We start from the raw sequence: 17,540 nt of genomic DNA, 5'->3' as shown, positions 1-17,540 counted from the left end.
GTCGCGGTGTGGACAACAGGCCGTCGACGTCTTCGGTGACCTCTCCGGTCAGTGGGCGTGGACCTGTCAGTGGGCGTGGACCTGGAACTCCCAGAGGGAGAAGCCGTAGCCGGTGGCGCGGGTCTGGCCGTACATCCGGACGTAGCGGGCCGGGGTGGCGGCGAAGTCGACGTTGTCCGTACCGCCGTCGCCGACGGTGGTCGACCAGACCGGACGCCAGGTGCCGCCGTCGGTGGAGACCTCGATCCGGTACGACCGGGCGTAGGCCGCCTCCCAGCTCAGTACCGCCCGGCTGACGGACCGGACGCCACCCAGGTCCACGGTGATCGACTGGTTGTCGGCCCAGGAACTGGCCCAGCGGGTACCGGGGTTTCCGTCCACCGCCCGGGCCGCGCCGTTGCCGGTCTGGCTGCTCGACGCGGCCACCGACCGCCCCGCGGCCAGGTTGGTCAGGTCGTCGCCCCGCCGGGCCGGGAAGGACACCACCTGCTGGTACGTCGGCCGGTTCTGCCAGGCGATCGTGGCGTGCTTGATCCCGCCGAGCGGGGACTGCACGATGGCGTCGGCACACCACTGGTCCCCGGCCGTGCAGTGGTCGTCGCCGGGGTAGACCTGCGCGGCCGGCTGGGCGGCGGCGGTCCGCAGCGTGTCGAGCAGGATCTGCCGGCAGGCGGAGAGGTTGCCGTCCCCGCAGTACGTCCGACCCGGCCCGCCCGGTACCGGCTCGCCGAGCACGGCCCGCAGGTCGGCGTCGACGTAGCTCCACCAGCCGTACTGGAACGACGAACCCTTGTGCGTCTGCGCCTCGGCGGCCGAACCGGGCAGGTCCGAGGTGTCCCCGCGCTGCTGCCCGGACGGCGACTCGTTGATCTGCATGGCGTTGACCATCGCCTGGTAGAGGTCGGCGCCGAGCGGGGCGGCGAACTGCCCCCGGACCAGCAGTGGCCACCAGGCGTCGAAGATCCGGATCGCCTCGGCGTGCTGGTACGTCTTCGAGCCCCGGGCGGTCTCCACCCGCAACGCGCCGGCCTGTCGCCACGCCTTCAGCCGGTCCACGGTCCCGGCCAGGCCGGCGTCGCCGACCGGTTGGCTCTCCAGCACCCGGATCAGCTCGTCCAGGACCTCGATCCCGCGTAGGTCGGTCAGCCCGGCGCGCTCCACCAGGGAGGTCAACGAGGCCCGGTCGAACTTCTGGCCGGCCTCCAGCGCCGCCCGGATCGGCCTGTCCAGCAGGTCACCCCGGTGCACCGAGCCGAAACTGAAGTTGCCGTCGGCCGCACCGAAGTCCTTGGCCTGCTTGTTGTTCCAGGAGACGTAGTAGTCCTGGTCCACCGACTGCGGATGCGCCGCGATCGGGGCGTAGTCGGCCGTGTTGGTCTCCGGGTCGTAGCCCTGCCACTCGTACGCCGGCTCGGCCCGGATCGGCAGGTTCGGGTTGGCCCCGGCGGCCCGGACCGGATTGAGCCCGGAGTTGTAGTACGCCGACTCGGCCGCGTTGACGTAGAACCAGTTGAAGGCGTACTCGACCTCGGCCGCCGCCGTGATGAACTGCGCCGCGCTGCCCATCGCGGCCGGATCGTTGAACAGCTGGAACCCGATCGCGGAGTCGGCCTCGTGCCGGTAGGTGGAGCGGAGCTGGGTGAAGGCGTGCGGCGCACCGTCCACGGTGCCCCGCCAGCCCACCAGCCCCAGCTTGGTCCGCCAGGCGATCATGCGGTACGAGCCGGCCGGGGTGCTGTCCGCGAGGGTCGGCCGCCACGAGTTGACGTGGGAGAGCTCCTCCATCGCCAGGCACTGCCCCCGGTACCGGTAGTGGTTGCTGGCCAGGGTGGGGGTGCTGCCGTCCACCGTGCACAGCGGTAGGACGTACGTGTCGGTGATGTCGTGGCTGGACGAGGTGGCGCTCCACGCGTAGTCCTGGCCCCGGCCGAGCAGCACGTAGAGGTTGACCCCGGCGAAGGCGGCGCCCCGGGCACTGATTCCCGGTCCCTGCAACTCCTGCATCATCAGCAACTGCGGCGCGAAGTACCCGGTCTGCGGGCCGAAGACGGCGACCGGATGGCCGGTCTCGGAGTGCGCGCCGGAGATGACGGCGGCGTTCGACATGCCCCGGTTGGCCGGGGTGATGGTCAGGCCGGACAGGGCGGCGGCCAGCTCCGACGGGCCGCCGGTGGACTTCCGGGCCGATCCGCTGGGACTGGTGGTCACCGGCTCCACCCGGGCGGAACCCGGATCGGGCAGTACGACGCTCGGCCCGTCCGGGTCCGCGGCGCCGTACGGGAAGCTCTGCCCCTCGTGCAGGGTCAGCACCGTCTCCGGATTGTTCTGCGCCCGGAACGCGGTCCAGACCCGGTCGCCCTCGACCGGTCCGTACCGGGCCCGGGCGGCGATCCGGACCAGGGCGGACTGCATCTCATGGCCCCCGCCGCCGCCGAACAGCCCGCCGACCACCCCGGCGATCGCGATCAGGTCGGTCATCTGGAACTGTTCCGGCCCGCCCGCGTTGGTGATCGCGTCCAGGTGGCCGGTCAGCACGTACTCGCCGGGGCAGTTGCGGTTCGCCATGCAGTGCCGGATGTAGGCGTTGATCCCGGCGATGTACTCCTGCACGTCGGCGTAGAGCTGCTCGCCCCGGGCACCCTGGTCGCGCAGCGCGGCGACCTGGGCCTGCAGGTCCGCCTCCCGGTACGGCGAGTTGCGCCAGACGCTCTGTTCCAACGCCCGGTTGCCCGGCGCCCCACCGGCGAACGGGGTGAGCGTGCCCCGGCCGACCCGCCGGAGCAGGTCCATCGTGAAGAGCCGGTCCTCCGCGCCGGCGTACCCGGCGCCGTACATGGTGCCGCCCCGGGTGGTGCCGGTGACGTGCGGGATCCCGTTCGCCCGGTCCCGCACGATCGTCACGTCGGCACGGGGGGAGTAGGTACGTTCGGCCTGGCCCGCCGGCACTCCGAAGGAGGCGTCGTTGAAGAACGCCCCGATCTGCTCCTCGCGCAACCCGGCGTACGAGTAGACCAGGTCGGCGTACGGGCCGAGCTGGTCGCCCGAGTGCGCCGGCAGGACGCCCAGCGCCTGGTTGGCGAGCACGTCGACCAGGGTGGCGTTGCCGTTCTGGCCGGGCGGCAGGATGTCGGCACACTCACCCAGGCAGTGGTCGCCGGCCACGAAGGCGGTCGTGGCCGCCCGCGCGGCCGGGGCAGCGGCGGTCGCCGGGCCGGTTCCGGGCGGTGCGGCCGGTGCGGGGGTGGCGGTCAACGCGATCGCCGCCACGGTCAGTGCGGCGATGCCGGCGGCGGTTGCGCGTCGGAAGGTGGCGCGTCGGGGCATGGGGGAATCCTTCCGCCGGCGTCCGGGCATACCTGAAGGACACTCAGGTTCCAAATGGTATCTATCTCACGCTGTCGATAGATAGACCGGCAGCGCCCGATCGCGGTTCCGTCCCGGGCGGGCGATCCGGCCGCGCCGCGGGGGCCGGGCCCTGGCCCGATAATCCGTCGCGGGGCCGCTCGCTACCGGTCAGAATCGGTGCATGATCACGCCGACCCTCCGCACCCGTGCTTCCGCCGTCGTGGCTTCGGCCGCCCGGCGACAGCAGCGGTGCGCCGGTCCGGTGTGGATCGACCCGCAGCCGTCGTGACCGACGCGTTCGTCGCCGGCCTGCTGGCCGGGTACGGCGTCGCCGTACCCGTCGGGGCCATCGCGATCCTCGTGATCGGCCTGGCCGCGCGGACCTCGATCCGGGTGGGCGCGGCGGCGGCCCTGGGGGTGGCCACCGCCGACGGGCTCTACGCCGCCGTCGCAGTGCTCGGTGGCGCCGCCCTCGCCGGCCTGATCGAGCCGGTCGCCGAGCCGCTGCGCTGGACCGCCGTCGCCGTACTGCTCGGGCTGGCGGCCTCGGGTGCGTACGGCGCCCTCCGGCATCGGCGTGACCAGGGCCGGGTCGCCGTCACCGACCGCAGCCTGGGCACCCCGGCCCGGGCGTACGGCGGGTTGCTGGCGCTGACCCTGCTGAACCCGTTGACGGTCCTCTACTTCGCCGCGCTGGTGATCGGACGGCAGGCCGCCGTGGACTGGTCGGCGGGCGAGGAACTGGCGTTCGTGGCGGCGGCGTTCGGTGCGTCGGCGAGTTGGCAGTTGCTGGTCGCCTCCGGCGGCTCGCTGCTCGGCCGGCTGCTGGCCGGGCCCCGGGGTCGGCTGGCCACCGCGCTCGTCTCCAGCACCCTGATCGTGGTGCTCGCTGTCGAACTGCTGCTGCGCTGATCCGGCTGGACGGTGCCGTACGGTCTGGTGATGAACAGCCGACCCGCTGCCGGGGGTGGCCGCTGGGTGGACGTCCCGCCGGCCCGGATGGTGCGCTGGATCGAGGGCTTCACCGAGCGCCACGGCGGACCGCCGGAGACCGGCCCGGTGCCGGACGGGCTCCGGCTCGCCGCCCCGGACGGCACCACCGCGGTGCTGCATCCGCCGCCGGGGGTGCCCGGCGCCGAGGACCTGGCCGGATTCCTCGCGGCCGTCCAGGCACCGCGCCGGTTGGGCCTGCTGCTGGCCCGCAAGGGCGCGGTCGCGGTCGGGGTCGCCGACGGCGAACGGCTCGTGGTCTCCAAGGTGGACAGGCGGTACGTGCAGGGCCGTACCGCCGCCGGTGGCTGGTCCCAGCAGCGCTTCGCCCGGCGGCGGGACAACCAGGCGAAGGCGGCCATGGCGGACGCGGCCGAGTTGGCGGTCCGGCTGCTGCTGCCGGAGGCCGACCGGCTCGCGGCGGTGGTGGGCGGCGGCGACCGGCTGGCGGTGGACGGGATCCTCGCCGACCGGCGGCTGGCGCCGCTGGTGCCGCTGCGCGCGGAACGGCTGCTCGACGTGCCCGAACCCCGACACGCGGTCCTGGTCGACGCGGTCACCGCCGCCCGCGCGGTACGCGTGCTGGTCCGGGACCCGCAGTGAGGGTACGGCCGCGACGCCACCGCTCCCGCCCCCGGTCGGGGCCGGCCTCGGGCCCCGACCGGTCGGCGGCGATCCGGTTGCCCAGCGGAGAGCCGGCCGGGCTCAGCGGGCGTTCTGGAAGGTGTCGCAGGCGGTCGGGTTGCCATTCTGGTAGCCGGTGTTGAACCACTTCTGCCGGTCCGCCGAACTGCCGTGGGTGAACTGCGACTCGTCGATCCGGCCGCCGGACCTGCGCTGGATCGCGTCGTCGCCGATCGCCGCCGCCGTGTCCAGGCCCTCCTGGATGTCCTGGTCGCTGAGGCTGGTGAAGATCTTCACACCCCGCTCGTCGGCGGTACCGGTGGCGTTCTTCGCCCAGGCGCCCGCGTAGCAGTCCGCCTGGAGTTCGAGCAGCACCGAGAGCCGGTTGGCGTCGTCCGGGCTCTGTTCCCGCTGCCCGCGTACCCGCGCCTCGGTGCCGAGCAGGTCCTGCACGTGGTGGCCGTACTCGTGCGCCAGGACGTACGGCTGGGCGAACTCGCCGGGGGCGCCCAGTTGTTCGGCGAGTACCCGGTAGAAGCTCAGGTCGATGTAGACCTTGTCGTCGAGGGGGCAGTAGAACGGCCCCACGCCCGAGTCGGCCTGGCCACAGCCGCTGCTCACCGCCTGCTCGAAGAAGACCGTGTCGGACTGCTGGTACGGCCGGTCGAAGTGCTCCGGCAACGCCCGCTGCCAGTACGACTGGATGGAGTTGATGAAAAGGTTGTTGCGACAGTCGAGGTGTCGGAGGGCGTCCTCGGCGTTGCACCGCTGCTCGAGCGCGGTGTTGTCGCCCTGGTCCCCGCCGTCCCCGGTCAGCTGGCTGATTCCGAAGCCACCGCCGGCCAGCGCCACCAGGACCGTGATCACCAGGCCGATCAGGCCGCCCCGGCCGGAGATGGGGATCCCGGCCACCCCGCCGCCGCCGGACCCGCGCCGGTCCTCCACCTGGCTGGTATCGATGCGTGCGTCCTCGTTGAGTTCCATCACAACCCCGATCGCCCGATTTTGGTGTTGGCGATACCCGTTGATCTTGATTGGTAATCCGTGGACGGCTCCGCCGAGCCGCCCGGTACAATCGGTTCCGTGCTGCTCTGCGAAGGCTGAACGCCCCGCGCCGACGGATCGACGAGATCCGCCGGCTGGTTTGTGTGCCCTGAGTCAGCCTTCGACCCCGAGAGCGAGTTCTCCGAGATGATCACTGCGAGCGGCCTGGAACTCCGTGCCGGCGCCCGGATCCTGCTGTCCGACACCACCCTGCGGGTGCAGCCCGGCGACCGGATCGGTCTGGTCGGCCGTAATGGCGCGGGCAAGACCACCACGCTGAAGGTGCTGGCCGGCGAGGGGCAGCCGTACACCGGCCAGATCGACCGGCGCAGCTCGGTGGGCTACCTCCCGCAGGACCCCCGGACCGGCGATCTCGGGGTGACCGCCCGGGACCGGGTGCTCTCCGCGCGGGGCCTGGACGTCCTGATGGCCCAGATGAAGGAGATCGAGGAGCGGCTCACCGACGAGTCCGGGGACGAACGGCTCGTCCGCCGGTACGGCACCCTGGAGGACCAGTTCGCCTCCCTCGGCGGGTACGCCGCCGAGGCCGAGGCGGCCCGGATCTGCGCCAACCTCGGGCTGCCCGACCGGGTGCTCGGCCAGACCATCGGCACCCTCTCCGGTGGCCAGCGCCGCCGGGTCGAGCTGGCCCGAATCCTGTTCCGGGACGCGGCGGCCGGCAGCGGCGGGATCCTGCTGCTCGACGAGCCGACCAACCACCTCGACGCCGACTCGATCACCTGGCTGCGTGGCTTTCTCGCCGGGCACAAGGGTGGGCTGATCGTGATCAGTCACGACGGCTCGCTGCTGGAGTCCGTGGTCAACAAGGTCTGGTTCCTGGACGCCACCCGCTCGGTGGTGGACGTCTACAACGTCGGCTGGAAGACCTACCTGGAACAGCGGGAGACCGACGAGCGGCGGCGGCGCCGGGAACGGGCCAATGCCGAGAAGAAGGCCGGGGCGCTGATGGCCCAGGCCGACAAGATGCGGGCCAAGGCGACCAAGACGGTGGCCGCGCAGAACATGGCCCGCCGGGCCGAGAAGCTGCTCTCCGGGCTGGAGGACGCGCGGGTCGCCGACAGGGTGGCCAAGGTGCGCTTCCCCAGTCCGGCATCCTGCGGTAAGACGCCGCTCACCGCGTCCGGCCTGTCGAAGTCGTACGGCTCGTTGGAGATCTTCACCGATGTGAACGTCGCGGTGGACCGTGGCTCCCGGGTGGCGATCCTCGGGCTCAACGGTGCCGGCAAGACCACCCTGCTGCGCATCCTCGGCGGACTGCTGAAATCCGACACCGGTGAGGTCCGGCCGGGGCACGGGCTGCGGCTGGGCTACTACGCCCAGGAGCACGAGACGCTGGACATCGACCGGACCGTCCTGGAGCACATGCGCAGCGCCGCCTTCGAACAGTCCGACACCGACCTGCGCAAGATCCTCGGCGCCTTCCTCTTCTCCGGTGACGACGTGGACAAGCCGGCCGGGGTGCTCTCCGGCGGCGAGAAGACCCGGCTGGCGCTGGCCACACTGGTCTGCTCCGGCGCCAACGTGCTGCTTTTGGACGAGCCCACCAACAACCTCGATCCGGTGAGCCGGGAGCAGGTGCTCGACGCGATTGCCCGCTATCCCGGCGCGATCGTGCTGGTCACCCACGATCCGGGGGCGGTGCTGGCGCTCAAGCCCGACCGGGCGATCCTGCTGCCGGACGGCGACGAGGACGCCTGGAGCGACGACCTGCTCGAACTCGTCGAATTGGCCTGACCCCGCCGCGCCGGCCGGCCCGGATCGCCTTGGCGGTCAGCCGAGTCCGGTGAGCCGGCCGAGCACGCCGGAGCCGACCAGGATGACCAGTCCGATGCCGATGAAGACCACCGGCACGAGCCAGTGGCCCACCCGGCCGACGAGCCGGATCACCCGGCGGTGGCCGCCCAGCCAGGCGGCCGCCGCGCACCAGAGCGCGATCAGCCCGACGAAGACCAGCAGGTACGTTCCGACCTCGGCCGGACCGAGGGCCCGGAACACCGGTACGTAGACGGCGATGTTGTCCGCGCCGTTGGCGATCGTCACCCCGGCCACCCCGAGCGCCCCGGTGACCACCTTCGGGGTGTCCGGGTCGTCGTCGGTCCGGCGCAGCAGGGCCCGTACGCCGAGCGCCAGCGGCAGCAACCCGAGAAGGCCGGTCCACGGGTCCGGCACCACCAGCAGCCCGGCCGCTCCCGCCAGGCTGGCGGCCACCAGAACCCCGATTCCGCCGTACTGACCGACGACGATCTGCCAGGTTCGCGGGCGGCCCGCCGTGCGCGAGGTCACGAAGAGGACCGTGAGTACGACAATGTCGTCGATGTTGGTGCCGGCGAAGATGGCCACCGCGCTTGCCAGGATGCCGACTTGATCTGCCACATGCGACACCGTAGGGGGTCGATCACCATTCTGCGGAATCCGTCTGACTGAATCCGAGCGGAAGACGGAAACCCGACCGACGGCGAGCTGAACTTCGCGGGCGGGGATGGAAACTCGATCGGCGGCGAGCGAAACTCCGACCGCGTCGGAAGGAAACTCGACCGGCGGGTGCGAAAATCCCGACCGTGCGGGTCGGCAACCGACCGGGCGGGACCCATACCGCCGCTGAGGTGCAGCGGAAACTCCCCGGTGAGGAGGGATGGCGCGGACCGCGCAATCACTCAATCGGGAAACTGACACTGCTGTGCGTGTCGGTTGGCGAAGAGTTGATATCTAGCGCATGATCGTTCGAGGCGGTCTAATAGGTGGGACCGTATCGAACCGCACAGTCTGGGACGTGAGGAATCAACATGGCAGCCACTGGCACAGCCACCAGCACTGAGAAGGGTCGCCGGATCGTCGGAGCCGAGCGCCAGACGCTCGCCAAGGACCTGGTCAAGCGGTATACCTCCGGCGAAAGCATCCGCGCCCTGGCGGCCTCGACCGGCCGTTCCTACGGGTTCATCCACCGGGTGCTCACCGAGTCTGGTGTACAGCTTCGTCAGCGTGGCGGCGCTCGTCGTCGTAAGAAGGCGTGACCCGCTCAGCAGCCTGGTCCGGACCCGAACGCCCGCGGATTCATTCGTGACCGTCGGCGTACGACTGAATTGCGACGGGCCGGTCGCGACAGTGACGTTGTGCCGGCCCGACGTACTCAACGCACAGACGCCCGAGATGTGGCGGGCGATGTATGACTTCTCCCGGGATCTCCCAGGCGACGTACGGGTCGTGGTGGTGCGGGGCGAGGGTCGAGCCTTTTCCGCTGGGCTCGACCTGTCGGTGGTCAACGACCCGGCTGCGGAGAACTCGCTGGCGGTGCTGGCTGCGCTGTCACCGGAGGAGTGTGCCGATCGCATTGCCGGATTCCAGGCTGGATTCACCTGGCTGCACCGCCCCGATCTTCTCTCGATCGCGGCGGTGCAGGGCCATGCGATCGGCGCGGGTTTCCAACTCGCGCTTGCCTGCGATCTCCGGGTGCTGACCGACGACGCCAGGTTCTCGATGGCCGAGGTCGCCCTCGGCCTGGTGCCCGACCTCGCCGGTACGAAGCGTCTGGTGGACCTGGTCGGATACGCCCGGGCCCTGGAGATCTGCGTCACCGGTCGGCGGATCGACGCGGTCGAGGCCGAACGGCTCGGCCTGGCGACCGTGGTCGTACCGCCGACCGAACTCGACGCGGCGGTCGAGGATCTCGTCGGGGCGATCCTGGCCGGCAACCGGAACGCGGTGGTGGAGATCAAGGCCCTGCTGGCCGGCGCGGCCGGCCGCTCCCCGGCGGACCAGCAGCGGGCCGAGCGCGAGGCGCAGGCCCGCCGCTTCCGTGATCTTGTCGGGGCCGGTGAATAGCCGGACCTGTCAGAGCCGGCGAATAGCCTGGACGCCGATGGCGCGTCCGATAAATTCGATCTTGGAGGACCATTCGGGAAGATTCGGGCCGCCACTCCGGTTGTCGTAGTAGTCGAAGAGTGGGAGGTCGTGCGTGGTGAACGGGATGGGCTCCGGTGGCGGCATGGGCGGTTGGGGCATGCTGCGATCGCTCCGCAACGGCGACGAGGTCACCGCCCACCGGGTCACCCGGCGCGGCGTCCGACGGATCGTCGAGTTCGCCCGTCCCTACCGGCGCGACATCGGGGTGTTCCTGGTCACCGTGGTCTTCGCCGCGATCATCGGGGTGGCGACCCCGGTGCTGGCCGGCGACGTCATCAACGCCATCTCCGGGGGCAAGTCGGACGCGGGCCGCCTGGTCATCATTCTGGCCCTGGTGATCGCCGGCCTCGCGGTGGTGGACGCGCTGCTCTCGCTGGCCCAGCGCTGGTACTCGGCCCGGATCGGCGAAGGGATCATCCTCGACCTGCGGACCCGGGTCTACGACCACGTCCAGCGGATGCCCCTGCAGTTCTTCACCCGGACCCAGACCGGTGCACTGGTCAGCCGGATCAACAACGACGTGACGGGCGCCCAACGGGCCTTCACCAGCACCCTGTCCGGGGTGGTCAGCAACATCATCCAACTGGTGCTCACCGCCGGCGTCATGTTCACGCTCTCCTGGCAGATCACCGCGCTCTCCCTGGTACTGCTGCCGATCTTCATCATTCCGGCCCGGCGGGTCGGCAAGCGCCTGGCGGAGATCACCCGGGAGTCGTACGACCTCGACGCGAAGATGAACGCGACCATGACCGAGCGGTTCGGGGTGGCCGGCGCGCTGCTGGTCAAGCTCTTCGGCCGGCCGGACGTCGAGGCACGCCGGTTCGGGGACCGGGCCGAACGGGTCCGCGACATCGGCATCCAGTCCGCGATGTACTCCCGGACCTTCTTCGTCGCGATGCTGCTTGTCGCCTCGCTGGCCCAGGCGCTGACCTACGGCCTCGGCGGCTGGCTCGCGGTACGCGGCAACGTGAGCGCCGGCACGGTGGTCACCCTCGCCCTGCTGCTGACCCGCCTCTACGGTCCGCTGACCGCGCTGTCGAACGTCCGGGTCGACGTGATGAGCGCACTGGTCTCCTTCGACCGGGTCTTCGAGGTGCTCGACCTCACCCCGTCCATCGCGGAGAAGCCGGACGCCGTCGCCATCCCGCGCGGCGCGGGCCGACTGGAGTTCCGGGACGTTCGGTTCCGCTACCCGACCGCCGCCGAGGTGTCGCTCGCCTCGCTGGAGGACGTCGCCGCCCTGGACCGGACGGTCAACGAGCCAGTGCTGCGCGGGGTCTCGTTCACCGTCGAGCCGGGGCAGATGGTGGCGCTGGTCGGACCGTCCGGCGCCGGCAAGTCCACCACCTCGATGCTGGTCTCCCGGGTCTACGACGTGACCGACGGAGAGGTCCGGGTCGGCGGGGTGGACGTCCGGAACGCCACCGCGGACTCGCTGCGCGACACGATCGGTGTGGTGACCCAGGATTCGCACCTGTTCCACGAGACGATCGCGGAGAACCTCCGGTACGCCAAACCGGACGCGAGCGACGACGAACTCTGGGCGGCGTTGCGCGGTGCACAGGTCGAGGAACTGGTCCGGGAACTGCCGGACGGGCTCGACACCATGGTCGGCGAACGCGGCTACCGGTTCTCCGGTGGCGAGAAGCAGCGGATCGCGATCGCCCGGCTGCTGCTCAAGGCCCCGTCGATCGTGATCCTCGACGAGGCCACCGCACACCTGGACTCCGAGTCGGAGGCGGCGGTGCAGCGGGCGCTCTCGGTGGCGTTGAGCGGCCGTACCGCACTGGTCATCGCGCACCGGCTGTCGACCGTACGGGAGGCGGACCAGATCCTGGTCATGGATCACGGGCGGATCGTCGAGCGTGGCCGGCACGACGAGTTGGTGGCCGTCGGCGGCCTGTACGCCGAGTTGTACCGGACGCAGTTCGCCGTCGCCGACTCTCCGGCCCCGTACGTCGACGCGGTCGGCCCCGAACCGATGATCACGGTGCCGCGTCCCGACTACGACCCGGTCTGACCTCCGGCGATCGTCGCCGGGACACCGGTCAGCGGTTGGCCGGTCGAGATCGAGGTGAGCGCCGCCGGCTGACCGGCCCGCCCACCGCCGCCCGTAGGGCCGCGAACTCGGCGGCCAGTGCGTCCGGCGTGAAGTGCGCGTTCAGTCCGCTCGGGTTCGGCAGTACCCAGACTTCGGCGCCACCGAGCGTCCCGTCCTGCCGGCCGAGCAGCGCCGTCCGCCGGTCGAATGCGATCCGGTACGCGGTGATGCCGAGTACGGCCACCCAGCGGGGCCGGTGACGCCGGATCTTGTCGACCAACCGGCGACCGCCCTCGGCGAGTTCGTCCCGGGTCAGCTCGTCGGCCCGGGCGCTGGCCCGGTCCGCCAGGTTCGTGATGCCCAGCCCGTACCCGAGCAGCTCCGCCTGGTCGGCGGGGTCGACCAGGTGCGGGGTGAATCCGCCGCGGTGCAGGGCCGGCCAGAAGCGGTTCCCGGGGCGGGCGAAGTGCCGCGCGGTCGCGGCGGAGTAGAGCCCGGGGTTGATTCCGCAGAAGAGTACGTCCAGATCCGGGCCGATCAGGTCCGGTAGCAGCAGGTCGGCCGCCGCGGCCAGCTCGGCCGGAGTCGGGCGGGGCAGCTTCCGTGGGCCGACCGCGCCCGGCCGGACCGATCCGGTGCCGCCGGCTGCGGTCAGCGATGCCATGCCGACGATCCTGCCCCAGCCGACCCGGCCCGACAGCTCGGCTCCCGCTCCGGTGACCGCCACCACCGCCGCCGGATCGCGAGGCCGCCGGATCGCGTTCCGCGTCGATGGCGTACTCCGCCGCGATCCGGTGTGGTCACCTCACAGGGCCCGGAGCGCGCCGCCGTCGATCGGAATGGCGACACCGGTCAGGTAGCTGGCGGCGGGGGAGAGGACGAAGGCGGCGACCCGGCCGAACTCCGCCGGGTCGCCGATCCGGCGCAGCGGGATCTCCGCCTCCGCGGCGGCGCGGGCCCGCTCCGGGTCACCGGTGGCGGCGAAGAGTTCCCGGTTGCGGTCGGTGAGGATCCGCCCCGGCAGCAGGCTGACGACGCGTACGCCCCGGGGGCCGTACTCGTCGGCCATGTCCTTGGCGGCACCGGCGAGCCCCGGGCGCAGGCCGTTCGAGATGCCGAGGCCCGGGATCGGGGCCCGGACCGAGTTGGAGAGCACCAGGCCGATGGCGCCACCGTCGGGCAGCGCCGCCGCGATGGTACGGGCGGTCCGCAGCGTGCCGAGGAAGATCGTCTCGAACGCGTTCCGCCACTGCTCGTCGGTTGCCTGTCCGGCGCTGGCCCGGGGCGGACCGCCGACCGAGACGAGTGCGCCGTCGAGCCGGCCGAACCGGGCCATGGCGGTGTCGACCAGCCGGGCCGGGGTGTCGGGATCGGTCAGGTCGGCGCAGAGGCCCACCGCCCGTTCCTCGTCGCCGAGCTGGCGCACCGCCTCGGCCACCTGATCGGCGTCCCGGGCCGAGACGACCACCCGGGCGCCGTCGGCCACCAGAGACTGTGCGGTGGCGAAGCCGAGTCCTTTCGACGCGCCGGTCAACACGTACACCCGGTCCGCGAGTCCGAGATCCATGCGCGTCATCCTATGGCGTAGGCCCGGAGAACCGGATCTTGGGTTTGGCCGATGTCGGAACGTGCTGCTCCGGTCACCTGTCGCGGCGGGACCAGAGCCGGATCCGGCCGGCGATCTGCAGCACGGTCACCCCGCCGAGCCGGTGGACCGCCGGTAGTCCCCGTCGACGTGGCGCCGCCGTCCCGTCGTACCGCCAGCGGACCTCGCGGACGGCGAGTTCCTCGGCGGCCGGTGTCGGCAGCGGTCCCTCGCCGGCCAGTTCGCGGGCCAGGTCCCAGCCGTCCCGCAGCGAGCCCTGGGTGGGGCGGGTCGCCGCCCACCGGGCGAATACGGCGGGCCAGCGTTCCCCGAGTCCCGCCGCGAGCAGCGGCCAGGACCGGGCGACGTCGCCGGCCCGCTTGCCCAGCAGTGCCGAGCGGGCCGCCCCGACCAGCCGGACGTCGAATCCCGGCGGTACCGGCGCTCCCGCCACCAACGTCGCCACCAGCGCCGCCTGCCGGTCGGCCAGCGTGCCGGTGTGGCCGGTCACCAGCGGGGTCGGGTCCGGCGCCGGGGCCGGTGTTCCGCCGGTCATGTCACCCGGGGGTGGCCGGAGGCGGCGGCGATCGCGTCGAGTTCAGCACGCAGGGCCGCAGCCGGTGGATAGTGGCCGTCCCGTTCCAGCAGCAGTGCCGGTGGCCGGTGTCGGGCGGAGAGTTCGGCGACCAGTTCGAGCACCGCGTCCGGCACCGGATCGGTGTGCGTGTCGTGGTAGATCCCGTCGTGCGCGGCACCACCGGCGACGTGTACGTACCCGATCCGGTCCAGCGGTAGCCGGTCGAGCAGGTCGAGCGGATCGGTACCCCGGTTGTGGGCGTTGGCGTAGACGTTGGCGATGTCGAGCAGCAGCAGTGCACCGGTCCGGTCGAGGATCTCGCCGAGGAACTGGGCCTCGTCGAGTTCGTCGTCCGGCCAGTCGAACAACGCGGCGATCGGCTCCAGCGCGAGCGGTACGGTCAGCTCGGCCTGGACCCGGGTGACGTTCGCGACCACCGCGTCCACCGCTTCCCGGGTACGCGGCAGCGGCAGCAGATGACCCGCCTCGACCCCGCCGGCCCGGACGAACGCGATGTGTTCGCTGGCCAGGGGCGCGTCCAGCAGTTCGGCGACCCGGGCGAAGTGGCTGACCCGCGCCGGCTCGACCGGTTCGGCTCCACCGAGGGAGAGCCGTACGCCGTGCGGCACGACGGCGACGCCCCGGTCGCGTAGTGCGGCCAGCGCCGGTGGGGGTGGCCCGGTGGCGGGTACCGACTCGGCGACCACCTCGACGAATCGCAGCCCGGGTAGTTCGGCGACGAAGCCGGCGATCTCGGGTCGCCAGCCGATGCCCACGCCGTAGTCGTCCGGAATCATCCGCCCAACCTCCGCCTCTGCCGCTGTCTCCTCCACTACCACTGTCCACGTCGGTGCAACCGGTCGTCGGGTCGAGGCTTGCGGCGTCGCTGCCCGGACCGGATCAGCCGCGGGACCGGTTGCCGGCCGTCGGCGCGGGACCGGTTGCCGGCCGCCGCCGCGGGGCTCAGCGGCCCGGCCGCCGCACCGCCTCCTCGACGAGGTCGAGGACCGCGCCGAGGTCGCCGGCCGGCCGGGCCATGGCCAACTGGAGCACCAGCCCGTCGTAGGCCAGCTCCAGGAACCGGGCCAGCGTCTCGATGGGTACGTCGTCGCGCAGCACTCCGGCGTCGCGCTGCCGGGCCAGCCGTTCCCGGGTCGCCTCCGCCAGGCTCGCCGAGCGTTCGGCCCAGCGCTTGGCGAACGCGGGATCGGTGCGGAGCCGCCGGGACACCTCGAGCTGGCTGCCCAACCAGCCGGTGGTGTCCGGTGAGGTGGCGCCGTCGAGCAGATCCCGCATCACCTGGACCAGACCGTTGCGGGCCACCGTCTCGACCATGGCGGCGGCGTCGTCCTCGGCGACCGCGAGGAAGAGCGAGTCCTTGTCGCGGAAGTGGTGGAAGATGGCTCCCCGGGACAGCCCGGTCGCCTCTTCGAGCCGGCGCACGGTGGCGCCCTCGTAGCCGTGCCGGGCGAAGCAGGCCCGTGCCGCGCCGAGAATCTCCTGACGGCGGGCGTCGAGCTGGTTCTGACTTACCCTGGGCACGACCCGATCGTGCCAGGCAGTGCCCCGGTATGCAATCCGTACGTACGTCTTGGATCGGTCAGTCGGCGCGTCGGCCCACCATCAGGGCCTGGGCGCCCCGGCCCACCCGACCGGTGGCATCCGAGAGCACCGTCTCGGCCAGCCCCGACCCGTGCGGGTCCAGCGTCGTCGCGGCCCGGACGAAGATCCACTCCCCGTGTGGCCGGCGATGCAGGTGCACGGTGAGTTCGGTGTTGATGAACCACCAGTCCGCCATCTCCAGCAGCCGGCTCAGTCCGTTCCCCGAGTCGGCGAGCAGCACGGTGCGTTGCAGCGGGCTCGGCTCCTCGCCGGCCACCAGCGGCACCCGCTGCCGCGCCCAGACGGAGGCCGGACCCGGTCGCTCGAAGTGCCCCTCGACGAACCGCCACTCGATCGCCCGCAGATATCCGGTCTGCCAGCGGGGCTCGCTGACCTCCGACGCCGACGCCGGCCGGGGTGGCGGCGGCACCGGCGCGGTGATCGCCCCGGTCGGCAGGTCGACCGGGGTGCGGCGGATCCGCCAGACCCGGGCCCGCAGCACCGGTCGTCCGGCGGCGGAGAGTTCCGCCTCGACCAGTTCGACCGAGCGTCCGGGCCGGGCCAGGGCGGCCCGGACGGTGACCTCGCCGACCGGCACCGCGCCGAGGATCTCCACCGTCAGCCGGGTGACCTGGGCTGGTCCGTCGACCGAGGTGGCGACCTCATCCACGGCGCGGGCCAGCAGGGCGGACGGCGGCCCCGCGTGCTGCAGGTCGGCATTCCACGGACCCTGCGTGTGCGGGGTGGCGACGAATCGCCCGGGATCATCGGTGGGCAGATAGAACGCGTCGGGCACGCCGGTGATTCTCCTTGCTGCGGTGAAGTTCGCAAGATCGGACAGCGTCGCCGGCCGATATCATCACCGCCGTGACGCATGCCACTTCCGGGCCGCCGCAACATCATGATCCGTCCTTCTCCGCTGGCGACCTGCCGGTGGCACCGCTGTCGGTCGCCGCCGTCCAGGCCGAGCCGGTACCGGGCGACGTCGCCGGCAACGCGGTGCTGGCGGCCCGGCTGGTCGAGCGGGCCGCCCGGGCAGGGGCCCGGCTGGTCGTACTTCCCGAGTTGTTCCTGCCGGCGTACCACCCGCCGGCACTGCGCGACGACCCGGCCGGTACCGACGTGGCCGCCGACGACCGGCAGGTCGTGTCGGACCCCCGGCTCGACCCGCTGCGCGCGGTCGCCCGGGACCGGGAGGCGGTCGTACTGGTCGGCGCGGCGGTACGGCAGCCGGACGGCCGGCGTACCTGCTCGGCGCTGGTGGTGGACCGGTCGGGCCGGGTGGCGGCCGGGTACGCCAAGCAGCACCTCTGGGGGCCGGACGAGAACGCCCTGTTCAGTCCCGGAGAACGCGGCGCGACGCTGCTGGTCGACGGATGGCGGTTCGGTCTCGGCGTCTGTTACGACGGCTGCTTCCCGGAACACGGTCGGGCGGCGGCAATGGGCGGAGCACACGGCTACCTCTGCCCCAGCGGTTACCTGGTCGGCTCGGAGCACCGCCGGGACCTCTACTACCCGGCCCGCGCCCTCGACAACACCATGTACGTCGTCTTCGCCAACGCCGTGGGCGGGGCGGCACCGTGGCGGTTCAACGGTGGCGCGGCGGTCTACGATCCGGAGGGCCGGCCACTGGGTCGGGCCGGGGACGACGGCGAGGCGGTGGTGGTGGCCCGACTCGATCCGGTGGAACTGCGCCGGGTCCGGGACGCGCACCGGATGCTCGCCGACCGACGGGCCTATCAGGGTGGGGTACGCCTGCTGTTGACCGGCTGAACACCGGTTGTCAGTTCGGGCAAGCCGGTTGTTTACAT

General features: G+C 72.0%; 16 protein-coding genes. 7 read left to right on the top strand and 9 right to left on the bottom strand.

Features of this window, described 5'->3' with window-relative positions; all coding sequences use genetic code 11:
• Positions 1 to 66: 66 nt before the first annotated feature.
• Positions 67 to 3,324: a penicillin acylase family protein gene (locus H4W31_RS38380; RefSeq protein ID WP_192771081.1), complete on the bottom strand. Its 3,258-nt coding sequence runs from the start codon at positions 3,322 to 3,324 to the stop codon at positions 67 to 69.
• Between the two features lie 306 nt (positions 3,325 to 3,630).
• On the opposite strand from H4W31_RS38380, the gene H4W31_RS38375 reads away from it, so the two are divergent.
• A complete protein-coding gene (locus H4W31_RS38375; protein ID WP_192771080.1) occupies positions 3,631 to 4,257 on the top strand; it encodes a LysE family transporter in 627 nt (208 codons plus the stop codon).
• Positions 4,258 to 4,287: 30 nt separating this feature from the next.
• Complete coding sequence (locus H4W31_RS38370) at positions 4,288 to 4,938, top strand: acVLRF1 family peptidyl-tRNA hydrolase (protein WP_192771079.1); 651 nt, start codon at positions 4,288 to 4,290, stop codon at positions 4,936 to 4,938.
• 102 nt (positions 4,939 to 5,040) lie between these two features.
• Here H4W31_RS38370 and ypfJ read toward each other — a convergent pair whose 3' ends face one another.
• Complete coding sequence (gene ypfJ, locus H4W31_RS38365; protein WP_192771078.1) at positions 5,041 to 5,943, bottom strand: KPN_02809 family neutral zinc metallopeptidase; 903 nt, start codon at positions 5,941 to 5,943, stop codon at positions 5,041 to 5,043.
• A 207-nt stretch (positions 5,944 to 6,150) separates the two neighbouring features.
• Here ypfJ and H4W31_RS38360 point away from each other — a divergent pair, with 207 nt between their 5' ends.
• Complete coding sequence (locus H4W31_RS38360) at positions 6,151 to 7,758, top strand: ABC-F family ATP-binding cassette domain-containing protein (RefSeq protein WP_192771077.1); 1,608 nt, start codon at positions 6,151 to 6,153, stop codon at positions 7,756 to 7,758.
• A 36-nt stretch (positions 7,759 to 7,794) separates the two neighbouring features.
• Here the strand turns inward: H4W31_RS38360 and H4W31_RS38355 are convergent, their stop codons facing one another.
• Complete coding sequence (locus H4W31_RS38355; protein WP_192771076.1) at positions 7,795 to 8,397, bottom strand: cadmium resistance transporter; 603 nt, start codon at positions 8,395 to 8,397, stop codon at positions 7,795 to 7,797.
• A 410-nt stretch (positions 8,398 to 8,807) separates the two neighbouring features.
• Between H4W31_RS38355 and H4W31_RS38350 the strand changes: the two genes are divergently transcribed.
• The 3 genes from H4W31_RS38350 to H4W31_RS38340 all read left to right on the top strand — a co-directional run bounded on the left by H4W31_RS38350 (position 8,808) and on the right by H4W31_RS38340 (position 11,944).
• Positions 8,808 to 9,035 carry a helix-turn-helix domain-containing protein gene (locus H4W31_RS38350; protein WP_007462679.1) on the top strand — a complete coding sequence of 76 codons (228 nt, stop codon included), beginning with the start codon at positions 8,808 to 8,810 and terminating at the stop codon, positions 9,033 to 9,035.
• 46 nt (positions 9,036 to 9,081) lie between these two features.
• Entirely contained in the window at positions 9,082 to 9,843 is a 762-nt protein-coding gene (locus H4W31_RS38345) for an enoyl-CoA hydratase/isomerase family protein (RefSeq protein ID WP_192771075.1), read from the top strand.
• A 145-nt stretch (positions 9,844 to 9,988) separates the two neighbouring features.
• Complete coding sequence (locus H4W31_RS38340; RefSeq protein ID WP_192772726.1) at positions 9,989 to 11,944, top strand: ABC transporter ATP-binding protein; 1,956 nt, start codon at positions 9,989 to 9,991, stop codon at positions 11,942 to 11,944.
• A gap of 28 nt (positions 11,945 to 11,972) precedes the next feature.
• On the opposite strand, the gene mug is transcribed toward H4W31_RS38340, so the two are convergent.
• The 6 genes from mug to H4W31_RS38310 all read right to left on the bottom strand — a co-directional run bounded on the left by mug (position 11,973) and on the right by H4W31_RS38310 (position 16,525).
• Entirely contained in the window at positions 11,973 to 12,629 is a 657-nt protein-coding gene (mug, locus tag H4W31_RS38335; protein ID WP_192771074.1) for a G/U mismatch-specific DNA glycosylase, read from the bottom strand.
• Positions 12,630 to 12,770: 141 nt separating this feature from the next.
• The gene (locus tag H4W31_RS38330; protein ID WP_192771073.1) at positions 12,771 to 13,532 is read right to left on the bottom strand and encodes an SDR family oxidoreductase; all 762 of its coding nucleotides are present in this window, start codon (positions 13,530 to 13,532) and stop codon (positions 12,771 to 12,773) included.
• A gap of 73 nt (positions 13,533 to 13,605) precedes the next feature.
• Positions 13,606 to 14,106 carry a hypothetical protein gene (locus H4W31_RS38325; RefSeq protein WP_225945902.1) on the bottom strand — a complete coding sequence of 167 codons (501 nt, stop codon included), beginning with the start codon at positions 14,104 to 14,106 and terminating at the stop codon, positions 13,606 to 13,608.
• Entirely contained in the window at positions 14,103 to 14,924 is an 822-nt protein-coding gene (locus H4W31_RS38320; RefSeq protein ID WP_192771072.1) for a DUF692 domain-containing protein, read from the bottom strand. Before H4W31_RS38320 ends, H4W31_RS38325 begins: the two co-directional genes overlap by 4 nt.
• Before the next feature lie 166 nt (positions 14,925 to 15,090).
• Positions 15,091 to 15,669 carry a TetR/AcrR family transcriptional regulator gene (locus H4W31_RS38315; protein ID WP_192771071.1) on the bottom strand — a complete coding sequence of 193 codons (579 nt, stop codon included), beginning with the start codon at positions 15,667 to 15,669 and terminating at the stop codon, positions 15,091 to 15,093.
• Between the two features lie 58 nt (positions 15,670 to 15,727).
• Positions 15,728 to 16,525: a thioesterase family protein gene (locus H4W31_RS38310; RefSeq protein WP_192771070.1), complete on the bottom strand. Its 798-nt coding sequence runs from the start codon at positions 16,523 to 16,525 to the stop codon at positions 15,728 to 15,730.
• Positions 16,526 to 16,596: 71 nt separating this feature from the next.
• On the opposite strand from H4W31_RS38310, the gene H4W31_RS38305 reads away from it, so the two are divergent.
• A complete protein-coding gene (locus H4W31_RS38305) occupies positions 16,597 to 17,502 on the top strand; it encodes a carbon-nitrogen hydrolase family protein (protein WP_318783646.1) in 906 nt (301 codons plus the stop codon).
• The last annotated feature ends 38 nt before the right edge of the window (positions 17,503 to 17,540 follow it).

Source organism: Plantactinospora soyae (assembly GCF_014874095.1).
GTDB lineage: Bacteria > Actinomycetota > Actinomycetes > Mycobacteriales > Micromonosporaceae > Plantactinospora > Plantactinospora soyae.
Note: the sequence above shows the minus strand (reverse complement) of the source record. Positions and strands in the feature narration are given on the sequence as shown.